Source organism: Corynebacterium xerosis NBRC 16721 = ATCC 373 (genome assembly GCF_001552415.1).
In the GTDB taxonomy this organism is placed as follows: Bacteria; Actinomycetota; Actinomycetes; order Mycobacteriales; family Mycobacteriaceae; genus Corynebacterium; species Corynebacterium xerosis.
This window is the reverse complement of sequence record NZ_BCRD01000003.1, coordinates 1-21,105: the sequence shown is the minus strand read 5'-3', so window position 1 is coordinate 21,105 and position 21,105 is coordinate 1. Positions and strand designations below refer to the sequence as shown.

Below are 21,105 nucleotides of genomic sequence, written 5' to 3'. Positions count from 1 at the left end.
ACCAGAGGATCAGGGGACCCCGCATGAAACTGAAGAAGAGCGCGTCGCTCATCGCCGCGATCGCCGCCGCAACCGCCACCATCGCCGTTCCGGCCGCGAATTCCGTCACCGTCGGGCCCGGCAGTCCGATCCGCATGCCGGAGCCGGGCGCCGCCGTCGACGACGGCCGCCACGTCAAGACGGGCATGTGCTCGACCGGCGTGCCGGGCACCGTCACCGACGCCGACGGCGTGCAGCACCGCGTGATCATTACAGCCGGCCACTGCGTCAACCCCGACGGCAACCCGCAGCTTCCCCAGTCCACCGGCGAGATCTTCGCCCCGACCCACGACGGCAACGTGCGCATCGGCGAGGTCGGCCCGGCCGGCTTCCCCCTCATGGACGAAAACGACCCCGCCGCCGGGGACCTCGGCGCCGTCCTCGACTCCTCGTTCAACGGCTCGGACTACGCCTTCATCGTCGTCGACGAGGGCGTCGGAACCACCTCGGTCAGCCAGTCCGTCGACGAAAACGGCGTCGCCGGCGGCAACGGCGGCCGCATCGTCGGCGCCGACGGCGTCCCCATGACCGGCGTCGTCGACTACCGCGAGCTCAAGCCGGGCGAGGTGTCCGTGGACAACTTCGGCCGCCCCATCTGCTCCGACGGCTCGCGCACCGGCCGCAACTGCGGCGTCCAGGTCTTCCGCGTCCGCAACGGCGTCTGGGCGGTCTCGTACCTGGGCAAGGGCGACTCCGGCGGCAACGCCTACGACCCGATCACCAACCAGGCGATCGGCGTGAACTCGATGGCCATCGGCCCCGTCGCCCGCTACCAGCCGGTCGACCAGGCTATCCAGGACGCCTACGGCGTCGAGGACGGCAAGGTCAACGAGCACTTCGCCGTCGAGGAATCCACCGCACCGCAGAGCGACTTCCGCACCATCGGCCAGGACGTCGCCGCCGACCAGGCGTGGATCGCCGAGAACGAGCCCGCGCCCGAGCCCGGCGCCGGTTCCCTGATCCCGGGCCTGCCGGAGCTGCCGGAGCTGCCGCTGCCGCAGTTGCCGTCGCTGCAGCTCCAGTAGCCGGGCCAGCCCGGATCAGCGCGGGTGCTCGACGACCACGACGGTCCGCTCGGCGCGCGCGCCGGGCAGGTCGGGGGCGTCGAGGATCGCGCGCAGTTCGGCCGCCCCGGCGTCGTCGAGGTGCTCGAAGGGTTCGTCGAGCAGCAAGATCGGCGCGTCGGTGAGCAGCGCCCGCGCCAGCAGCAATCGCCGCCGTTGGCCGCCGGACAGGTCGGCGGCGCCGGAGGGCAGGACGGTGGACAAGCCGTCGGGAAGCCCCTCGGCCCAGGTGCCGAGACCGACCGCGTGCAGGGTCGCCGACATCAGTTCATCGGTGGCGCGCGGGGCGCCGACGGCGAGGTTGTCCCGCACGGTCGTGGCGAACACGTGCCCGTCCTCGGCCACGAACAAGGCGCCGTCTGCGCGGAACTCGCCGCCGCGGGGCGGCAGCAGGCCGGCGAGCGTCATCAGCAGCGTGGTCTTGCCGGATCCCGACGGTCCGACGATGGTGTGGCGCGCGCCAAAGGGCAGGTCCAGATCCGCGGCGCCGACGTCGCGGCCATGGCCGTAGCGCAGGCCGCGAGCGCGGAGCATGGGGCGGGCGGGGCCCGGCTCGCGTGTCGACGGCTCATCGACATCCGATTCGGCCGCGCCGGCGAGTTCCGCGAGTCGGCGTGCGGCCCCCGCGGCGCCGGTGACCGCGACCGCCGCGCCGGGCAGAGCGGCGACGGATTCGAAGGCGGCCAACGGCAGCAGTGCGAGCACGCCGAGCCATTGCGGGGAATGATCTGGCGCGGCCAGGCCCGCGACCACGAGCACGGCGACGACCGTCAGCGCCGACGCGAGGACCGAGACGGCGGCTCCGGCGGCGTCGGCGGGTGCGGCGGATTCGTCCGCGGCGGCCAACGTGCGGGCGGCGCGGTCCGCGTCGGCGAGCGCCCCGTCGATCTCTCCGCGCACGCGCAGGGCGGGGGCGTCGGCGAGCACGCGGTCCACGGCGGTGACGTGGCCTTCCAGAGCTCTGGCACGTTCGGCGGCGGCGGTCCTCGTCGCCCGGGCCGCCGCCCACGGCGCGGCGGTGCCGGCGATGATCAGCCCCACCGCCAGCACGATCGCGGCGGTGGGGGAGAGCAGGGCGGTGAACGCCACCGCCGCCACCGACGTCACCGCCGCGACGCCGGCGGGCACGAGGGCGCGGACCACGACGTCCGACACGAGGTCGACGTCGTCGCCCAGGCGGGTGAGCAAGTCGCCGCGGCCCAGGCGCAGGGCGCGGGACGGCGGACCATCGGCGAGCATCCGATAGGCGTTGGCGCGGGTGCGGGCCGCGCAGGTCAGGGCCAGATCGTGGGAGACCACGCGGTCGACGTAGCGGAACACGGCCCGCGAGATGCCCAGGGCGCGCACGGCGGTCACGGCGACGGTGAGGTCCATGACGCTCGGCTGCTGCCACGCCTTCGTGATCAGCCACGCCGACACGATGGTCAGCGCCAGCGCCGACAGCAGCGTCACCGACCCGGCGGCGACGGGGGCGATGAGCTCGCGCCACGTCAGCCCGGTCAGCGGGCGCGCGGAACGCAGGGCGCGGACGTCGGCGGACAGGCTCATGGGGTCACCTCGATCACGGCGTCCGCGGCGGCGAGCACGAGCGGATCGTGCGAGGCGACCAGGACGGTCGCCCCGGCGTTCGCCCGGTCGCGCAACAGGGCGAGCATCTCGGCGGCGTTGGCCTCGTCAAGGTGGGCGGTCGGCTCGTCGAGGATGAGCAGCTCCCGGCCCCGCAGCAGTTCCGCGCCGACGGCGACCCGCTGGCGTTCGCCGAGCGACAGTCCCGACGCATCGCCGACGAGCGCAGCATCGAGCACCGGGCGCTGCGGGACGTAAGAGGTCCGCCGCCACAGGTCCTCGCCGGCGATCGCGCCGTCCGGGGCGACGGCGGCCGCGGATCCGGTCACGCCGTCGGTGACGATGCCGAGCAGCGCCAGCAGCGCCGTCGACTTGCCCGAGCCGTTCTCGCCGGCCAGCACCGTGACCGCGCCGGGCTCGGCGACGCCGGCCAGGTCGCGCGGCCGGTCGCCGTCGCGGCCGGAGGCGGTGAGGCCGTCGAAGATCACCCGGATGCCGTCCCCGGCATGCCCTTGCATTGCGACGGACGACGGGGGCGCGGGATCGTCGTCAAGCGAAAAGACGGCGTCGATGGCCGCCAACCCGTCCTGGGCGTCGTGGAAACGCACGCCGACGTCGCGGACCGGGCCGTAGACCTCCGGGACGATGATGAGCACCGTCAGCCCCGCCGCCAACGTCATGCCGCCGTCGAGGAGACGGAAGCCGATGCCGACCGCGACGAGGGCCACCGACAGCGTCGCCAGGAACTCGAGGACGAACCCCGACAGGAACGCGATGCGCAGCACGGACATCGTGGAGGAGCGGTGGGCCTCCGACAGGCGGCGGATTTCGGCGGCCGGTGCGCGCCGGCGGCCGAAGGCGCGCAGCGTGGGCAGGCCCGCGACCAAGTCGAGCATCTGGTCCGACAGCACCCCCAAGTCGCGCAGGCGGCGGGCCGTGCGGCCGGCGGTGAGCGTGCCCACCAGCCACATGAAGATGGGGATGAGCGGCAACGTGACCAGCGCGATCAACGCCGATCCGGGGTCGAACCACCACACCGCGGCCAGTGCGGCCGGGGTGGCGATGACCGTGGAGGCCAGAGCCGGCAGGTACCCGGCGACGTATGGGCCCACGCCCTCGATGCCCTCGCCGAGCAGGGTGCGCCACGACGCGCGGTCAAGGTGGCGCGGATCGGCGACGGCCAGGCGGGCCAGCGTTCGGGAGCGCAGATCGGCGACGACCTCGGCACCCGCGCGGCGGCCGAAGCGGGCCTCCGCCCACGCGATGGCCGCGCGGGTCACGGCGATGACGGAGAGGGCGAAGAGATGCCCGGCGTAATCGGCGACCGTGCCGTCACCGACGATGAGGCCCGCGGCGACCGTGCCGACGAGGACGCCGAATGCCAGCACGCCCACGACCCGCAGCGCCGCCAGCAGCGCGGCCACGGCGATCCACCGCCGGGCCGGCGCGGACAGCCTGGCCAGTCGGGGATCGACGGGGCCGCGGCGGGTCATGCGGTGACCGGCTCCGCGGTGATGCGCTTGCGGAACACCCAATACGTCCAGCCCTGGTACGCGATGACCAGCGGGGTGATGAACAGCGCCGCCCACGTCATGATGGTCAGCGTGTACGGGTTCGACGAGGCGTTCCAGACGTCGAGGCCCGCGCCGTCGGCCAGCGTGGTGGGCATGAGCCACGGGAACAGCGAGCCGAAGATGAGCGCGGTCACGGCGATGACGGCGGCCGACGTCGCGGCGAACGCGATGCCGTCGCGGCCCCGCAGGACCATGGCCACCCCGCCGACGACCCCGAGCAGCGCGATGGCGGTGACCGCCCACGTCCACGGCTTGCCGTGCGCCAGCTGCGTCCACAGCACGAACGCCGCGCCGAGGACCGTGGCCGCCGCGGCGACCGGCAGAAGAACGCGGTGGGCGGATTCGCGGAGCTCGCCGGCGGTCTTCAGCCGCAGGAACGTCAGCCCATGCAGCACGAACACCGCCGTCAGCGCCGCACCGCCGAGCAACGCGTAGGGGTTGAGCAGGCCGAGCAGGACGTCGGGGCCGCTGGACATGCCGTGGTCGGCGTCGAGCGGCACGCCCCGGACCAGGTTGGCCACCGCCACGCCCCACAGGGTCGGCGGCAACCACGAGCCGGCGATGATCGCGGCGTCGCAGCGGCGCCGCCACACGGGATCGTCGACCTTCTTGCGCCACTCCAGGCCGACGATGCGGACGATGAGCGCCAGCAGAATGAGGAACAGGGGCAGATAGAAGCCGGAGAACATGGTGGCGTACCACTCGGGGAACGCCGCGAACAGCGCACCGCCGGCCGTGATCAGCCACACCTCGTTGCCGTCCCACACGGGGCCGATGGTGCGCAGCATGGCGCTGCGGCGGGCCTCGTCGCGGCCGAGGATCGGCAGCAGGATGCCGATGCCGAAGTCGAATCCCTCCAACAGGAAGTACCCGGCGAACAGGAACGCCACCAGGATGAACCACAACACGGGCAGGTCGATTCCGAACATGTCGCTCACGCGTCCTTTCCGGCCGGTGCGGCCTCGGCGGTGAACCGGACCGGGGCGGCCGCGCCGACGGTGGCCGACGGGCCTTCGCCGGTGGCGGCCGGCCCCGATTCGGGCGGTGGCCCGGCGACGACCACCCGTTGGATGAGCCGGAACCACACGATCGCGAGGATCAGGTAGATGAGCGTGAAGCCGATCAGCGTCAGCAGCACGAGCCAGGGCGCGTGATCGGAAACGCCCATGTCGACCGTCATCCGGATCAGTTCCGTCCGCGGATCGCCGAAGGATTCCGGATGCGGGTGCACCACCCAGGGCTGCCGGCCCATCTCGGTGAAGATCCAGCCGGCCGAGTTGGCCAGGAACGGGAACGGGATCGCGGCCAGCGAACCCCACGCGAACCAGGTCGCCCACTTGCCCTGCGGCAGACGGCCGCCGCGGGTGAACAGCCAGCTGAAGAAGGCGATGGCCAGCGAGCCCACCATCAGGCCGATCATCGCGCGGAAGGACCAGTAGGTGACGAACAGGTTCGGTTGGTAATTTCCCGGGCCGAACATCATCTCGTAGCGCTGCTGCAGATCGAGCACGCCTTCGAGGGTCACGCCGGAGAACTTCCCCTCAGCCAGGAAGGGCAGCACCCACGGCACGTCCAGCACGTGGATGACGGATTCGCAGTTGTTGTGCGTGCCGATGGACAGGACGGAGAAGTTCGGGTCCACTTCCGTGGAGCACAGCGACTCCGCCGACGCCATCTTCATCGGCTGCTGCACGAACATGAGCTTCGCCTGGACGTCGCCGGTGAACGCCACCCCGATCGAAGAGAGCACCACCGTCCACCAGGCCATTCGGTGCGCGGGACGGTGGGCGTCGTGGCGGGAGACGTCGTCAAGCGAATCCTTGCCCGGCCGTGCCGCCCGTACCATCCACCATCCCGTCACGCCGAGCACGAAAGTGCCGGCCGTGAGGAAGGCGCCCGCCACCGCGTGCGGGAACGCCGCCAGCGCCGTCGGGTTGGTCAGCAGCGCGACGATGTCCGTCAGCTCCGCGCGGCCGGTCTCCGGGTTGTACTCCGCGCCGACCGGGTGCTGCATGAAGGAATTGGCCACGATGATGAAGTACGCCGACAAATTCACCGCCACCGCGACGACCCAGATCGACGCCGTGTGCAGCCAACCGGGGATGCGGCCCCAGCCGAAGATCCACAGGCCCAGGAACGTCGACTCGAGGAAGAACGCGATCAGGCCCTCCAGGGCCAACGGCCCGCCGAAGACGTCGCCGACCATCCGCGAATACTCCGACCAGTTCATGCCGAACTGGAACTCCTGCACGATGCCCGTGGCCACGCCCATGGCGAAGTTGATCAGGAACACCGTGCCGAAGAAACGGGTCGCCCGGTACCAATGGGCCTTCCCCGTCGTCTGCCACATCGTCTGCATCAGCGCGACCATCGGCGCCAAACCGATGGTCAGCGGCACGAAAATGAAGTGGTAGACGGTGGTGATGCCGAACTGCCACCGTGACACGTCCACGACGTCCATGAACTCTCCTCAGCGAAAAGCGGGCCGTAGAAAAAGGGTGCGCGAAGGTCCGCGGGCAAGAACCTCGCACCGTGTCAGTCGTCCCAGGGGCTCGGTTGGTTCCCGGCGTCGATAGGGGAGGGGGTAATCGAAGTGCGTTAATGCCCGCTTGACGACGGCCTGTCGTGATACCCGACGGGGGTGAACATTTGTGACCCAAGTGATTCCCGGCACGGCGTGGGTGAGGGCGTTTTCGTCGCCCCGGGGGCGGGGCGGTAGGATTCTCACGTCGTCGCGTCGGGCCGCAGGTGCCGGCGTGGCAAGGGCCTCTAGCTCAGTTGGTAGAGCTGCGGACTTTTAATCCGTAGGTCGTGGGTTCGAGCCCCACGGGGCCCACTACGGGCGAAATCGCCCCGAATCACCCCGTCCCATGTGGCGGGGTTTGTTCGTGCGCAGTGTGGCCGGGGGCGGACGAGAGCGTCCGTGGTGCAACTCAGAGGTTCGCGATGGCGTACTGGGTAACCTGCGGCGAGAACTACGCGCCGTATTCGGAGGTCGGCTGATCGTGGAGGTCGGCCTTCCGAAGTGCGGACTTGAACTCCGCGGGAACACCTTCACCGGTGGGCGCCTTTTCCTCCGGCGGAGCCTCCTCGGCGGGGGCTTCGGGGGCGGCTGCGGCTGGGTGCCGTACTGGCTCGGGGGTGGGTTCGGTGGCGCATTGCCGTCGCCCCACTGGTTGCGAGGGGAACCGTATGGGTTGGGCTGGCCGCCGTTCGGCGGGGGGAGGATTCGTCATCGTGTACTCCGGGCGGCCATTCGGGAATGCGGATCGAATTGTTTTCAAACATTCAATCCTCGGCCAAATCGCATGTGTTTCATGGGGGTGGAGTGCCGGAGGTGAAAGCTCTGTCCGTGGCGCAATTGCGCAAAGCCGGTTTACAGGTGTAAAAAGTTTACATGCGTAAAATCCTGAGTTCGCCACGTCCGTGGTCACGGTCGCGTGACAAGCTGCGCGCGGCCGCCGCCGTCCTGTTGGACCAGCGGGACCCCGTGGACATCACCATCACCGACCTGGCCAACGAAGCCGGCGTGAGCCGCCCGACCTTCTACGCCGTCTACGGCGACCTTTCCGAGGCCTGGGCCGACGCCGCGGTCCTCCGGCTGGAGCAGGCCTTCGAAGGATTGGACCCCGTCGCCGACGGATTCGACTCCGGCGATTCCGGGAAGATCCTCGAGGTCATCGGCATCGCCGTCGAAAAGCTCGAGCCCCACGTTGACTTCATGCACCGCGTCCTCGCCGGCCCGGGCGGCCCCGAAGTTCTCCGCCAGTCCATCGACTATCTGGCGGGACGGATCCTCGCCGCCCCGACCCTCGGCGCAAGTCTCGCAGCAGGGCCGCTGGCACCGGAAACCGCCGCTCGTGGCGTCGCCGCCTCCATCGCGTGGACCGCGGCGCAGTGGGTGAGCGACGACGACCGTGGCCCGCTCGACGAGCTCGTCTCCGACCTCGGAGTCCTGCTCGTCCGGGGCGTCGACGGTGGATTGGGGGTGGCGCGATGAGCACCCGCGACCCCCGCCGGACACTGGCGTTCTGGTTGGCGCCGACCCTCGCCGTCGCCCTGCTGACGATCTTCTTCGGCGGCGCCTATCTCACCGGCAACGTCAACCCCAAAAAGAACCTCCATGAATTTCCGATCGCCATCGTCAACGCCGACCGCGGCGCGGGCACCCTCGACGGCGCCGAGTTGAGGGCGGGCGACCAGGTCGTCGAAGGCCTCGTCGACGGCATCGACGACGAGCAATTCGACCTCCGCCAGCTCAGCGGCCAAGAGGCCATCGAACAAATGTCGCGCGGCGAACTCTACGGCGCGATCGTCATCCCCGAGAACTTCAGTTCCCGCCTCAACGCCTGGGGCATCGGCACCATGGTCGACAACGAGGTCGTCGCCCCGGACATCCGCATCATCTCCAACCCTGCGGCCGGTCTGGGCGCGTCGACCATCGTCAAGGAGGTCGGCTTCCAAGTTCGCACGCAGGTCGACGAGGCCGTCGGCGAGCAATTGATGGAGAAAGTCGAAGCCGCGGCCGCGGACGCACCGGAAGGGGAAGGGCCGACAGGCACCGCCCTGGCCGCCGCGGCGCACCCGGTCGACTTCAAATTCGAGGACTTCCACCCGCTTCCCGACGGCACCGGCAACGGCCTGTCCGCGTTCTACTGGACGCTCCTCATCGTTCTCGCCGGCTTCACCGGCGCAATGGTGACGGGCCAGATCGTCGACAACCGTCTGGGAATCCACTCGCTGGAGTGGGGCCCGATCTTCGTGAGGCACGACCACCATCCCGTGTCGCGGCTGTCGACCCTCGTTGTGAAGTTCGGCATGTCCGCCACCCAGGCCGCCCTCGTCGCGGCGCTGTACGTGGCCATCGGCTCGATGGTCGGAATGCCCCTGCACAAGCCGTTCGCCCTGTGGGGCTTTACCGCCGCGATGATCCTCGCCGTCGGCTGGGTCAGTCACGCCATCAACGCGCTGCTGGGCAACCCGGGTCTGGTGGTCAACCTCATCGCGTTCATCGTCCTGGGTCTGCCGTCGGCCGGCGGCACCCTGCCGCTGGAGGCGGTGCCGGAGTTCTTCCGGCTGCTGGGGCTGATCTCGCCGATGCACCAGATCTACCTCGGCTCGCGGTCGATGCTCTACCTCGGCGGCACGTGGGAGTCGGGCGTCGGCAACGCGCTGATTTACGCCGGCGTCTCCGTGCTCGTCGCGGTCATCGTCGGGGTGGCCGCAGCGGTGTGGTTCGACCGCAGGGGCTGGCGGCGGGCCCCGTCTCCGGAGCCGGTGACGGAAGCGGCCTGACCTGGGGAGATAAATCGCCGGGAACTCTCGGGGTCATGGATTCGACTAATCGACATTCGGCCGAATGATCCCAGTCGCATCCCGCTTCACTCCCGAGGAGTTTTCACCCCATGCCCGAAACTTCCGCGGATCGTCGCGCCATTCGCGACCGGCCCGCGCGTTTCCTCCATCGCCTGCACTTCTACGCGGGCTTGATGGTCGGCCCGTTTCTGCTGGTCGCGGCCATTTCCGGCGCGTTCTACGCGCTGGCGCCGACGGTCGAGAAAGTCGTCTACGCCGATCTGCTCACCGTCGACGCCGCCCCGCACTCGGTCTCCGTCGGTGAGCAGGTGGAGGCCGCCGCAGCCACGAGCCCCGGTTCGTCGGTCGCCCAGATCTGGCCCGCCCACGATCCCGGCGACACCACCAGGGTGCTTTTCGACGACCCGTCGTCCACCGACAAGACCCTGCCCGCCGCATTCGTCGACCCGGCGACCGCCGCCGTCGTCGGCGAGGAGCGCACCTATTCCGGGCTCGGCGAACTGCCATTGCGCCGGTGGCTGTCCGGCCTGCATCAGCACCCGCACCTGGGCGAACCCGGCGAGCTCTACGCAGAGCTGGCAGCATCGTGGGTGTGGGTCCTGGCGCTGGGCGGCCTGTACCTGTGGTGGCGCCGCGTGTCGGCCGCCCGCCGCCGCGATCCCGGCACCCGAAACCGCCTGTGGCGCGCCGCCCCCGCTCCGCGGGGAGACGCGGGCCGCCGCCGGCGCTCGCTCAATCTCCACGCCGTCCTCGGCGTGTGGCTGATGGTCGCCATCCTCGGCCTGTCCGTCACCGGCATCACGTGGTCGCAGAAGCCCGGTGCGAACGTCGACGCCGTCGTCACCGCGCTGGACTGGAAGGCGCCGAAGGTTGACGCGGCGCTGCCGCCGGGATCCCCGGGCGCCGTGCGGGCGGACTCATCCGCCTCTGCCGTGTCCGCGCAGTCCGATCGCGTCATCGCCGCCGCCCGCGCCGAGGGATTGACCGGTCCGCTGGTGCTGCGCCCGCCGGCCGAGGCGGGGGAGGGGTGGCGGGTGTCCGAGCGCTGGGTGGCGTGGCGCACCGCGTCGGACTCCATCGTCGTCGACGGCGCGGACGGCCGCGTCGCCTCCCGCCAGCCGTTCGCCGAGCTTCCCTTCTTCTCTAAGTTGTCGTCGTGGGGCATCTACCTCCACATGGGCATCATGTTCGGACTTCCCCTCCAGTTGGCGCTGTTCGCCGCCGGCGCGGGCATCGCGGTGATCATCGTGCTGGGCTACCGCATGTGGTGGCTGCGCCGGCCCACCGTGCGCGGCACCTCGGTGCCGGGCCTGCCGGATTCGCCGTCGTGGCGCATCGTCGCCGGGGTAGTCGTCTTCGCCGCGACGGTGGGCGCGTTCCTGCCTCTCCTCGGCATCTCGCTGATCGGTTTCCTGCTGCTCGATCTCGTGCTCATCGGCCGCTCCAGGGTGCGCCGACGGACCGTCGAAAAGCAGCTTGAAGCTGCGGTTTTGCCGGGCGGGACGCCGTAGGCTAATCTTTCATACGTTGCCGCGGGGGTCCGCTCCCGCGCTCAACGCGAAGACGAGCTCCCTTCGTCTAGCGGCCTAGGACACCGCCCTTTCAAGGCGGCAGCGCGGGTTCGAATCCCGTAGGGAGTACCACTCCCCGAATGGGAGCACAACAGAACATGGCCCTGTGGCGCAGTTGGTTAGCGCGCCGCCCTGTCACGGCGGAGGTCGCGGGTTCAAGTCCCGTCAGGGTCGCCATTTTTCTGGCGAAGGCGGTCATCCACTTCATGTGGGTGGCCGCCTTTCGCGTTCGTTGGGGGAGGGCTTATGCCTTGCTTTGCGACGCCCCCGGGCAGGCTGGCCGACGGGGTGTTTCGAATTGTGTGTTTTTGCCGCCCCACCTGCGGATTTGTGCCCCATATGAGGCGCTGTGTAGAGTAACAACTCGTGCACGGACGGAGTTCGTGTGCGGCATAAGGCCCTGTGGCGCAGTTGGTTAGCGCGCCGCCCTGTCACGGCGGAGGTCGCGGGTTCAAGTCCCGTCAGGGTCGCCGACATTCCCTTCGGGGATTGTTCGGCCAGATAGCTCAGTTGGTAGAGCGTCCGCCTGAAAAGTGGAAGGTCAGCGGTTCGATCCCGCTTCTGGCCACAATCGCATGACCGGGAGTCCGCCGAAAGGCGGGCTCCCGGTTTTTTCGTTATCCCGCCCTCTCGCCTCCGGGGGCGGGGACCGCCGGTAAGGTGATTTCCCATGACTACCGAATACGCATCGGCGGGAACGATGTCCGGCGATGAGTCGCTGCCGTCGGTCATCCGCATCTTCCTCTTCACCGACGCCGATGGCCGCGCCACTGCCGCGGATGACGTCCGCCGGGCCCTCGACGAGTTCGTCCCCGGCACCGGCGCCCGGGTGTACGAGGACGTCATGCCCGACGGCGACCAGGGATCGTCCATGCAGGACGAGTGGCGCGAAGCCAACCCCGGCGCCGAGGTCGGCGACCGTGCCCGCCAGCGCATCACCGTCGTGGTGCCCGGCCTGTCGCATGCGGAGCTGGCGGACCTCTCCGGGCCGCTGGCGGACGTCGTCAGCCCCGGCTGGGGAGCCGGCGACGCCGCCGAGCGCGCCCACGGCGAAGGCTCCGTGCCCTGCCGCGTGGCCGTCGGCCGCGCCGACGAGCAGCCCGGCACGCCGCCGGCCGCCGTCGACCACCGATCCGTCTGACGCGCGCACCGGCTGCGCGTACCCTGTGGGAAAGCGACGCCGACCAAAGGAGATTGACCATGGCACACACCATCGACCACGACGAGGCCGGCCACCGCTACGTCATCGTCGTCGACGGCGAAGAGGCCGGCTTCGCGGCGTACGAACCCGCGGAAGGCGCCCTCGACTTCAACCACACCGTCGTCTACGAGCAGTTCCAGGGCCAGGGCCTGTCCAAGCCGCTGATCAAGGCGGCCCTCGACGATGTGCGCCTCAACGGCGGCAACGTCATCCCGACCTGCTCGGCGGTCTCCGGCTTCATCTCGAAGAACCCCGACTACGCGGACCTCGTCGCCTAGGCGCGAACGCCCCCGGACGACGCGAAACCGGCCCCCACGGCATGAACTGCCGGGAGGGCCGGTTTCGCGTTGCGCGGGAGCGTCGCAAAGCACGGGACCTAAATGAAGTCGCCGTCGCCCTGGACGTACACCGCCGGATCGTAGAGCGGCTTGTGCTCGTCCTTCTTGCGCGGCCGGGCCTCGCCCGGGATGCCCACGACGATGGAATCCGGCGGGCAATCCCGCGTGACCACCGCATTGGCGCCGATCGCCGAGCCCGCGCCGATGACCACCGGGCCGAGCACCTTCGCACCCGCGCCGACGACCACACCATCTTCCAGCGTGGGGTGGCGCTTGATCTTCGCCAGGCTGCGGCCGCCGAGCGTGACGCCGTGGTACAGCATCACGCCGTCGCCGATCTCCGCCGTCTCGCCGATGACCACGCCCATGCCGTGGTCGATGAAGAACCGGCGGCCGATGGTGGCGCCCGGGTGGATCTCGATGCCCGTGAGGAAACGGGTGAACTGCGACAGGACGCGGGCCAGGCCCTTCGCGGCGCCGCCCTTCACCCACAGCGCATGGGCCGCGCGATGCGCCCAGATGGCGTGCAGGCCCGAGTAGACCAGGGCGTTTTCCACATCGCCGCGGGCGGCCGGATCGTGCTCGCGGGCGTTGTCCAGGTCCTCCTTGAGGAGCCTCAGGAACGAGTTCATGGTGACCAACTTTACATAGCGCACCGCCGACGCCCCGTGGTGAGGGGGCGTCGGCGGCAACGGGCGGAAACTAGTCGCGCAGGTCCTCGTAAAGGACGGAGGAGACGTAGCGCTCGCCGAAGTCCGGGATGATGACCACGATGGTCTTGCCCTCGGCCTCGGGGCGCGCGGCGACCTCGAGGGCGGCCTTGACGTTGGCGCCGGCCGAGATGCCGCCGAGGATGCCTTCCTTCGCGGCGAGCTCGCGGGACACCGCGATGGCGTCCTCGTTGGTGACGGTGAGGACCTCGTCAAGGGTGTCCTGGTCGAGCACCTCGGGGATGAAGTTGGCGCCGAGGCCCTGGATCTTGTGCGGGCCGGCCTTGCCCTCGGTCAGCAGCGGCGACGCGGCCGGCTCGACGGCGACGAGCTTGACGTCGGCGTTGTGCTTCTTCAGCGTGCGGCCGGCGCCCGTGATGGTGCCGCCGGTGCCGATGCCGGCCACGAGGTAATCGACGTTGCCGTCGGTGTCGGCCCAGATCTCCTCGCCGGTGGTGGCGGCGTGGACCTCCGGGTTGGCCTTGTTCGCGAACTGCGAGGCCAGGATGGCGTTGTCGGTCGACTCGACGATCTCGTTCGCCTTGTTCACCGCGCCCTTCATGCCCTCGGCACCCGGGGTGAGCACCAGCTCGGCGCCAAAGGCGCGCAGCACCACGCGGCGCTCCTGGCTCATGGTGTCCGGCATGGTGAGGATGACCTTGTAACCGCGGGCGGCGCCGACGAGCGCCAGGGCGATGCCGGTGTTGCCCGACGTGCCCTCGACGATCGTGCCGCCCGGCTTCAGCTCGCCCGACGCCTCGGCGGCGTCGATGATGGCCTTGCCGATGCGGTCCTTGACGCTGTTGGCCGGGTTGTAGAACTCCAGCTTGGCGACGACCGTGCCGGGCAGGCCCTCGGTGAGGCGGTTGAGCTTGACCAGCGGGGTGCCGCCGATGAGATCGGTGATGTTGTCGTGGATGGTCATCCAGTCGGTTCCTTTCGTGTTTCTTTCGTCGGTCGGCGAGTCTACGCGCGGACGCCGATTTTGTACAGACAGGTTCGTCTAGTCTGCGTTCGGGTGCACCTGCCGCCGCGTGACCAGGGGGGAGTGGCCGCCCCCCGGAGGATTGATCGGTGGAGCGGCGGTTTAAGATAGGCCCTGATCTTCGGTGGACGGGAACGCCCTGCAAATGGGCGGCGGCCCTCGCCACTGTGATCGGGGTGACCCCGGGCCGGCACACGCCACCGGATCGCCCCGCGGCCGATGGAAAGGCCGCGGGCGATGCGGGAAGGCGCCGGACCGGACGCCGCGCCGTCGTCGACGGTGCGGCTGCCCCGTCAGCCAGGAGACCGGCCGGGGATCGCCCCGGCGCCGTGCGGCGTCGGGCGGTACTGTGCGCCATCCGCGAGGTGTCGGGGGCGCGTGAGGAAAATTCAACATGCATATCGCAGAGGGCTTCCTGCCCGTCGGCCATGCGGTGGGATGGACGGTGGCCGCGGCCCCGTTCGTCGTCCACGGCGCATGGCGAGTCAACAAGCTGCTCAAGGAGAAGCCGGGGGCGGGACTGCTCCTGGGAGCCGCCGGCGCGTTCACGTTCGTGCTGTCGGCCCTGAAGATCCCGTCGGTGACCGGTTCGACGTCGCACCCCACCGGAACGGGCCTGGGCACGGTGCTGTTCCGGCCGCCGGTGATGGCCGTGCTGGCCTCCATCGTCCTGCTCTTCCAGGCCCTGCTGCTGGCCCACGGCGGCATCACCACGCTCGGCGCGAACGTGTTCTCCATGGGCATCGTCGGCCCGTGGGTCGCGTGGGGCGGGTACGTCCTGACCAGGCGACTGGGCGGCGGACTGCTGCCGGCCGTCTTCGTGGCGGCGTTCCTGGCGGACCTGTCCACCTACGTGGTCACCGCCACCCAGCTGGCGCTGGCGCACCCCGCCGATCCGGGCGGGTTCGGCGGCGCGCTGGCGACGTTCCTGTCGCTGTTCGCCATCACCCAGATCCCGCTGGCCGTCATCGAGGCGCTGCTGACGGTGCTGGTGGTCAAGGCCCTGCGCACCGTCGCGGAGAAGGAGCTCTTCTCGCTGGGCGTGCTGAAGAAGAAGGAGCTTTCCGACGTCTCGATCGCCGTGGAGGCCGAGACCGAAGCCGCGACCGAGAACAAGGAGGCCGTGCGATGACCGCATCGGTGAACGACGAGCAATCCCGCACGGCCCCGAAGCGCTCCGGCGCGGGCGTGACCTTCGGCATCATCGTCCTGGTGATCGTCATCGCGGCCTTCCCCATGTTCTTCAACCTGGGCGACCCGAACGAGGAGGAGCCCTTCGGCGGCGCCGATGGTGCGGCCACCGAGGTGATCGAGGAGGGCAACCCGGATTACGAGCCGTGGTTCGAGCCGATCATCGGCGAGCTGCCGGGCGAGGTCGAGTCCGGCATCTTCGCCCTGCAGGCGGGCCTGGGCGCGGGCGTGCTCGGCTATGCGCTGGGCTTCTACCGCGGCCGGGACAAGGGGCGCGGGGAAACCCGGGCGTGAACGCGCTGGAAGCGGCCGCCGCGCGCAGCCGGTGGGCCCGCCGCAACGTCGGCGACAAGGCGATGCTGTGCGGCGGGCTGCTGTTGGCGGCGATTTCGCTGCCCCCGTGGCCGGCGGCCGCGCTGATCATCCTCGCGGTGGCGGCCTCGGCCGTCGCGGCGCGGGTGCCGGCGGGACTGTTCCTGGCCCTGTGGACGACCCCCGCCGCATTCGTGGCGGTGGGGATCCTCCCGCTGCTGTTCTCGGTCTCCACGGACGGACTGGTCTGGTCGCCGTCGGGGCCGCAGCGGGCGGCGGAGGTCGTCGCCCGCGCGACGGCGGCCATCGGCTGCACGATGCTCTTCACCGTGACCACCCCGCTGTCCGAGGTCCTCGCCTGGGCGGCCCGCTCGGGCATCCCGCGCACGCTGACGCATCTGGCGGAATTGATCTACCGGATGATCGGCACGCTGGCGGGCACGGCGAAGATGATGCACGAGGCGCAGGCCCAGCGTCTGGGGCACGTGACCCGCAGGGGATTGCTCACCGGCGTCGCCGCGCAGTCGGCGAACCTGTTCGTGCTGTCCTTCCAGCGGGCCCGTCGCCTCGGCGAGGGGTTGGAGTTGCGGGCCGAGCCGGGCGCGTCCGACGTCCTGGCCGTCGACCGGCCCCGCGACGGCCGCTTCCTCGTGTCCGCGTTCATGCTGGTCATCGCGGTCGTCGCCGCCACTGCCGCGGTGCGGGGGTGGTTGCCATGAGCATCCTCGCCGCGCGCGGCATCGGTTTCCGGCACCCCGGGGTGCAGGTGCTTTCCGACGTCGACCTCGAAGTGTTCGCCGGGGAGCGTTTGGCTTTGCTGGGCGCCAACGGGTCGGGCAAGTCGACTCTGCTGCGCCTGCTGGCCGGTGCGATCCGGCCGACGTCGGGCCACCTCGAGTTCGACGGTTCCCCGTGTTCCTACGGGCGCCGGGGCCGCAACCACCTGCGCCGGCGCGTGCAGCTGGTGCTGCAGGATCCCGATGATCAGCTCTTCGCCACCTCCGTCGCCGCCGACGTCTCCTACGGGCCCGTCAATCAAGGGCTGCCGGAGGGCGAGGTCCGTGTCCGCGTCGACGAGGCCATGGCGGCCGCCGAGGTCGCCGACCTCGCCGACCGGGTCCCGCACCAGCTGTCCTACGGCCAGCGCAAGCGGGTAGCGCTGGCCGGGGCGCTGGCCATGCGGCCGGACGTCCTGCTTCTCGACGAGCCGACCGCCGGACTCGATCCGGTCGCGACGCGCAATCTGCTGGGGACCCTCGCGGGCCTTCACGATCGCGGCGTCGCGGTGGTGATGGCCACCCACGACGTCGACGTCGCCTGGGCCTTCGCGGCCCGGGCCGCCGTCCTCGTCGACGGGGGAGCGGTCACCGGCGACGCCGCCGACGTGCTGCTGGATCCGGTGTTGGCGCAGCGTGCCCGACTGTCGCTGCCCTGGGCTCCGATGGTGGCCCGGGCGCTGGGCCGGGACCCCGCGACCATCCACGGCCCGGACGGCCTCCTGGATCCGTGACGGGCACGGTGGCGGCCGTCATCGTGGCCCAGCTCACCCCGTAAGTGAATTCGCAGAATCCGTCTCATTCGGCGGTTTCGGCTGCGCGTGGGCGTCGTAAAGCGGTCTTTTGCTGGTAATTCGACTGCTGGTGAGGGGTCGCTTGTTGTGAATGCTTCATTCGCAAACATGACAAGTTAACCCCGCTTCGCTGTTTCGTTTCGGCATGGGGTGGATTTCGTGACGGCCGTCACATAGATTTTCGGTTAGCGATCATTAACCGAAACGTGACGGGCCGACGCCCGCGACGAAGGGAACACCTGGCATGAGCATCCGCATCCCCCACATCATCGGCGGCGAAGAAGTCCACGGCGACGGCGACGTCATGGACGTCACCATCCCGTCGACCGGGGCCGTCCGCGGCACCGTCGGCCTGGCGGACAAGGCGCTCGTCGACCGCGCCGTCGCCAACGCCAAGGAAGCGCAGAAGGAATGGGGGGCCTGGAGCCCGCTGAAGCGCACCCGCGTCCTCAACGAATGGATCCGCCTCATCCGCGCCAACGCCGACGACATCGCCCGCGACCTGTCGCTCGAGCACGGCAAGACCTTCCCCGACGCCCACGGCGACCTGCAGCGCGGCCTCGAGGTCGTCGAGTTCTCCCTCGGCGCCCCGCACCTGCTCAAGGGCGAATTCTCCGAGTCCGTCGGCACCGGCGTCGACGTCCACTCCGTCCGCCAGCCGCTCGGCGTCGTCGCCGGCATCACCCCGTTCAACTTCCCGGCCATGATCCCGCTGTGGAAGGCCGGCCCCGCACTGGCCGCCGGCAACGCCTTCATTCTCAAGCCCTCCGAGCAGGACCCGTCGGTGCCCGTCACCCTGGCCAAGCTCTTCCTCGAGGCCGGCGGCCCGGCCGGCGTGCTCAACGTCGTCCACGGCGCCCATGACGCCGTCAACGGCCTGCTCGAGCACCCCGACGTCAAGGCCATCGGCTTCGTCGGCTCGACCCCCGTCGCCGAGCACGTCTACGTCACCTCCGCGAAGCTGGGCAAGCGCGCCCAGTGCTTCGGCGGCGCCAAGAACCACATGATCATCATGCCGGACGCCGACCTCGAGCGCGTCGTCGACGCCCTCATCGGCGCAGCGTATGGCTCCGCCGGCGAGCGCTGCATGGCCATCTCCGTCGCCGTGCCCATCGGCGACGAGGTCGCCGACGCCCTGCGCGACGCCCTCGTCGAGCGCATCAAGGAACTCAAGGTCGGCCACTCGCTCGACCCGGACGCCTCCTACGGCCCGCTGATCACCCCGCAGGCTCTCGAGCGCGTCCGCGACATCGTCGGCTCCGCCGAGGGCGAAGGCGCGACCCTGGTCATCGACGGCCGCGAGGTCGGCGCCACCGACGACGAGTTCGAGGGCGAGTCCCTCGCCGACGGCCTGTTCATCGGCCCGTCGCTGATCGACGACGTCAAGCCCGGCATGCGCTGCTACGACGAGGAGATCTTCGGCCCCGTGCTGTGCATCGCCCGCGCCAAGGACTACGAGGAGGCGCTGGCCCTGCCCAACGAGCACGAGTACGGCAACGGCGTGGCCATCTTCACCCGCGACGGCGACGCCGCCCGCGACTTCGCCTCCCGCGTCGAGGTCGGCATGGTCGGCGTCAACGTGCCGATCCCGGTCCCGGTGGCGTTCCACACCTTCGGCGGCTGGAAGCGCTCCGGCTTCGGCGACCTCAACCAGCACGGCCCGGACGCGTTCCGCTTCTACACCCGCACCAAGACCATCACCACCACCTGGCCCAAGGGCCCGCGCGAAGGCGCGTCGTTCAACATGCCGGTCCTGGGCGCGTAACCCCGCCCCGGCACCGCCAGCGCCAGAAGCAGCCCGCAGGAACCACAGGAAGAGCAGGAAAACCGCCGCCATGACCTGGATCACCGAAGACCAGAAGATGCTCGCCGACACCATCGACGCGTACGTCGCCAAGCACATTGCGCCGAACGCCGCCGAATGGGACGCCACCCACCATTTCCCCGTCGACGAGATGCGCGGCCTGGCCGAGCTCGGCGTCGGCGCCCTCTACTGCTCCGAGGACCACGGGGGCACCGGCCTGACCCGATCCGACGGCGTCGTGGTGTTCAACCGCATCGCCCGCGGCTGCCCGGTCACCTCGGCCTTCCTGTCCATCCACAACATGGTCACGTGGATGGTCGACGAGTTCGGCACCGAGGAGCAGCGCGCCGAGTTCATCCCGCGGCTGGCCGCGATGGAGATCATGGGCTCCTACTGCCTCACCGAGCCCGACGCCGGCTCCGACGCCGCCAACCTGTCGACCCGCGCGGTCAAGGACGGCGACGAGTGGGTGCTCGACGGGGTGAAGCAGTTCATCTCCGGCGCCGGCGCCTCCGACGTCTACCTGGTCATGGCCCGCACCGGCGCCGAGGGCGCCAAGGGCATCTCCGCTTTCCTGGTGGACAAGGGCACCCCAGGCCTGTCCTTCGGCCCGAACGAGAAGAAGATGGGCTGGCGCAACCAGCCGACCGCGCAGGTCATGTTCGACGGCGTGCGCGTCCCGGCCGACCGTCTCATCGGCGGCGAGGAGGGCCTGGGCAAGGGCTTCACCATGGCGATGCGCGGCCTCAACGGCGGCCGCATCAACATCGCGGCCTGCGCACTGGGCGGCGCGGAGTTCGCCTTCGGCCGCGCGGTGTCCTACCTGAAGGACCGCAAGGCCTTCGGCGGCACGCTCATCGACAACGACGCGCTGCGCCACCGCATCGCCGACATGGCCGCCGGCCTGCAATCGTCGCGCCTGATGCTCTCGCACGCCGCCAACGCCCTGGACTCCAAGGCCCCCGGCTACCCCGAGGCCTGCGCGATGGCCAAGCTGCACGTGACCGAGACCTGCTTCCACATCGCCGACGAGGCGCTGCAGCTCCACGGCGGCTACGGCTACCTGGAGGAGTACGACGTCGAGCGCATCGTCCGCGACCTCCGCGTCATGCGCATCCTCGAAGGAACCAACGAGATCATGCGCATGATGGTCGGCCGCGCCGCCGCCAAGGGCGCGCTGACCTTCTAGCCGCGAGCGGCTTCACGACGGCCCGCGCGGGTTAACACACGACAAGCAACGAGGAAGCGAAGAACAGATGAGCACCACCGACATCCGCACCGTGGCCGTCATCGGCCTGGGCAACATGGGCGGCCCGATGGCCGCCAACCTGGCCAAGGCCGGGCTGACCGTGCACGGGTCCGACCCGTCGCCCGAGGCGCGCCAGACGGCGGCCGACGCGGGCGTCACCGTCCACGAATCCGCCGTCGACGCCGTCACCGCCGCCGACGCGGTGGTGACCATGCTGCCCAACGGCAAGATCGTCGGCGCCGTCTACGACGAGCTGCTGCCCGCCGCCCCCGGCGGCGCACTGTTCATCGATTCGTCGACCATCGCCGTCGACGACGCCCGCGAGCTCGCCGCCCGCGTCGCCGCGGCCGGGCACCGCCACGTCGACGCCCCGGTCTCCGGCGGCGTCACCGGCGCGGCCGCCGGCACCCTGGCCTTCATGGTCGGCGGCGAAGAGGCCGACGTCGAGCGGGCGCGCCCGATCCTCGAGCACATGGGCCGCTCCATCGTCCACTGCGGTGCGTCGGGCGCCGGCCAGGCCGCGAAGGTCTGCAACAACATGGTGCTGGCCATCCAACAGATCGCCATCGGCGAGGCGATGGTCCTGGGCGAGAAGCTCGGCCTGGCCCCGGAGGC

At 70.3% G+C, this 21,105-nt stretch carries 19 protein-coding genes, 5 tRNA genes and 1 riboswitch; of the genes, 18 read left to right on the top strand and 6 right to left on the bottom strand.

The window, feature by feature from the left end; genetic code table 11:
* Window positions 1-23: 23 nt before the first annotated feature.
* Window positions 24-1,064, top strand: a complete 1,041-nt coding sequence (locus CX1_RS05685; RefSeq protein WP_046650196.1) for a chymotrypsin family serine protease — start codon at window positions 24-26, stop codon at window positions 1,062-1,064.
* 15 nt (window positions 1,065-1,079) lie between these two features.
* Here CX1_RS05685 and cydC read toward each other — a convergent pair whose 3' ends face one another.
* Genes cydC through CX1_RS05665 form a run of 4 tightly spaced genes read right to left on the bottom strand, consistent with a single transcriptional unit; the run spans window position 1,080 to window position 6,704 of the window.
* Entirely contained in the window at window positions 1,080-2,651 is a 1,572-nt protein-coding gene (cydC, locus tag CX1_RS05680) for a thiol reductant ABC exporter subunit CydC (protein ID WP_060925390.1), read from the bottom strand.
* Window positions 2,648-4,162, bottom strand: coding sequence for an ABC transporter ATP-binding protein/permease (locus tag CX1_RS05675; protein WP_082719153.1), 1,515 nt, complete (start codon window positions 4,160-4,162; stop codon window positions 2,648-2,650). Before CX1_RS05675 ends, cydC begins: the two co-directional genes overlap by 4 nt.
* Window positions 4,159-5,163: a cytochrome d ubiquinol oxidase subunit II gene (gene cydB, locus CX1_RS05670; RefSeq protein WP_046650243.1), complete on the bottom strand. Its 1,005-nt coding sequence runs from the start codon at window positions 5,161-5,163 to the stop codon at window positions 4,159-4,161. The genes CX1_RS05675 and cydB overlap by 4 nt, the downstream gene beginning before the upstream one ends.
* Before the next feature lie 14 nt (window positions 5,164-5,177).
* A complete protein-coding gene (locus CX1_RS05665; protein ID WP_046650195.1) occupies window positions 5,178-6,704 on the bottom strand; it encodes a cytochrome ubiquinol oxidase subunit I in 1,527 nt (508 codons plus the stop codon).
* Window positions 6,705-7,006: 302 nt separating this feature from the next.
* Here CX1_RS05665 and CX1_RS05660 point away from each other — a divergent pair.
* The 10 genes from CX1_RS05660 to CX1_RS05615 all read left to right on the top strand — a co-directional run bounded on the left by CX1_RS05660 (window position 7,007) and on the right by CX1_RS05615 (window position 12,609).
* Window positions 7,007-7,079 (top strand) — tRNA-Lys (locus CX1_RS05660).
* A 654-nt stretch (window positions 7,080-7,733) separates the two neighbouring features.
* Window positions 7,734-8,243: a TetR/AcrR family transcriptional regulator gene (locus CX1_RS05655; RefSeq protein WP_046650194.1), complete on the top strand. Its 510-nt coding sequence runs from the start codon at window positions 7,734-7,736 to the stop codon at window positions 8,241-8,243.
* On the top strand, window positions 8,240-9,538 hold the full coding sequence (locus tag CX1_RS05650) for a YhgE/Pip domain-containing protein (RefSeq protein WP_046650193.1): 1,299 nt from the start codon (window positions 8,240-8,242) through the stop codon (window positions 9,536-9,538). The genes CX1_RS05655 and CX1_RS05650 overlap by 4 nt, the downstream gene beginning before the upstream one ends.
* A gap of 110 nt (window positions 9,539-9,648) precedes the next feature.
* Window positions 9,649-11,070, top strand: a complete 1,422-nt coding sequence (locus tag CX1_RS05645; RefSeq protein ID WP_046650192.1) for a PepSY-associated TM helix domain-containing protein — start codon at window positions 9,649-9,651, stop codon at window positions 11,068-11,070.
* A gap of 56 nt (window positions 11,071-11,126) precedes the next feature.
* Window positions 11,127-11,202: transfer RNA gene (locus tag CX1_RS05640), tRNA-Glu, on the top strand.
* 28 nt (window positions 11,203-11,230) lie between these two features.
* Window positions 11,231-11,307, top strand: a tRNA-Asp gene (locus CX1_RS05635).
* Window positions 11,308-11,526: 219 nt separating this feature from the next.
* Window positions 11,527-11,600: transfer RNA gene (locus CX1_RS05630), tRNA-Asp, on the top strand.
* A 25-nt stretch (window positions 11,601-11,625) separates the two neighbouring features.
* Window positions 11,626-11,698 (top strand) — tRNA-Phe (locus tag CX1_RS05625).
* A 102-nt stretch (window positions 11,699-11,800) separates the two neighbouring features.
* Window positions 11,801-12,271, top strand: a complete 471-nt coding sequence (locus CX1_RS05620; protein ID WP_046650191.1) for an Hsp15 family protein — start codon at window positions 11,801-11,803, stop codon at window positions 12,269-12,271.
* A 59-nt stretch (window positions 12,272-12,330) separates the two neighbouring features.
* Window positions 12,331-12,609 carry a GNAT family N-acetyltransferase gene (locus tag CX1_RS05615; protein WP_046650190.1) on the top strand — a complete coding sequence of 93 codons (279 nt, stop codon included), beginning with the start codon at window positions 12,331-12,333 and terminating at the stop codon, window positions 12,607-12,609.
* Window positions 12,610-12,707: 98 nt separating this feature from the next.
* Here the strand turns inward: CX1_RS05615 and epsC are convergent, their stop codons facing one another.
* The gene (gene epsC / locus CX1_RS05610) at window positions 12,708-13,301 is read right to left on the bottom strand and encodes a serine O-acetyltransferase EpsC (protein WP_046650189.1); all 594 of its coding nucleotides are present in this window, start codon (window positions 13,299-13,301) and stop codon (window positions 12,708-12,710) included.
* Window positions 13,302-13,371: 70 nt separating this feature from the next.
* The gene (gene cysK / locus CX1_RS05605; protein ID WP_046650187.1) at window positions 13,372-14,304 is read right to left on the bottom strand and encodes a cysteine synthase A; all 933 of its coding nucleotides are present in this window, start codon (window positions 14,302-14,304) and stop codon (window positions 13,372-13,374) included.
* Window positions 14,305-14,445: 141 nt separating this feature from the next.
* Window positions 14,446-14,692, top strand: a riboswitch (cobalamin riboswitch).
* Between the two features lie 66 nt (window positions 14,693-14,758).
* Here cysK and CX1_RS05600 point away from each other — a divergent pair.
* The 7 genes from CX1_RS05600 to CX1_RS05570 form a co-directional block, all read left to right on the top strand.
* Window positions 14,759-15,496, top strand: coding sequence for an energy-coupling factor ABC transporter permease (locus tag CX1_RS05600; protein ID WP_046650186.1), 738 nt, complete (start codon window positions 14,759-14,761; stop codon window positions 15,494-15,496).
* Window positions 15,493-15,849: an energy-coupling factor ABC transporter substrate-binding protein gene (locus tag CX1_RS05595; RefSeq protein WP_046650184.1), complete on the top strand. Its 357-nt coding sequence runs from the start codon at window positions 15,493-15,495 to the stop codon at window positions 15,847-15,849. The genes CX1_RS05600 and CX1_RS05595 overlap by 4 nt, the downstream gene beginning before the upstream one ends.
* Window positions 15,846-16,586, top strand: coding sequence for a CbiQ family ECF transporter T component (locus CX1_RS05590; RefSeq protein ID WP_046650182.1), 741 nt, complete (start codon window positions 15,846-15,848; stop codon window positions 16,584-16,586). The genes CX1_RS05595 and CX1_RS05590 overlap by 4 nt, the downstream gene beginning before the upstream one ends.
* Window positions 16,583-17,377 (top strand): energy-coupling factor ABC transporter ATP-binding protein, encoded by a 795-nt coding sequence (locus CX1_RS05585; protein WP_046650181.1) that lies wholly within the window; start codon window positions 16,583-16,585, stop codon window positions 17,375-17,377. The genes CX1_RS05590 and CX1_RS05585 overlap by 4 nt, the downstream gene beginning before the upstream one ends.
* A 304-nt stretch (window positions 17,378-17,681) precedes the next feature.
* Window positions 17,682-19,202 (top strand): CoA-acylating methylmalonate-semialdehyde dehydrogenase, encoded by a 1,521-nt coding sequence (locus tag CX1_RS05580; protein WP_046650180.1) that lies wholly within the window; start codon window positions 17,682-17,684, stop codon window positions 19,200-19,202.
* Window positions 19,203-19,272: 70 nt separating this feature from the next.
* Entirely contained in the window at window positions 19,273-20,430 is a 1,158-nt protein-coding gene (locus CX1_RS05575; RefSeq protein WP_046650179.1) for an acyl-CoA dehydrogenase family protein, read from the top strand.
* Between the two features lie 67 nt (window positions 20,431-20,497).
* Window positions 20,498-21,105: NAD(P)-dependent oxidoreductase (locus CX1_RS05570; RefSeq protein WP_060925389.1), on the top strand; the 608-nt coding region annotated here is incomplete at its 3' end.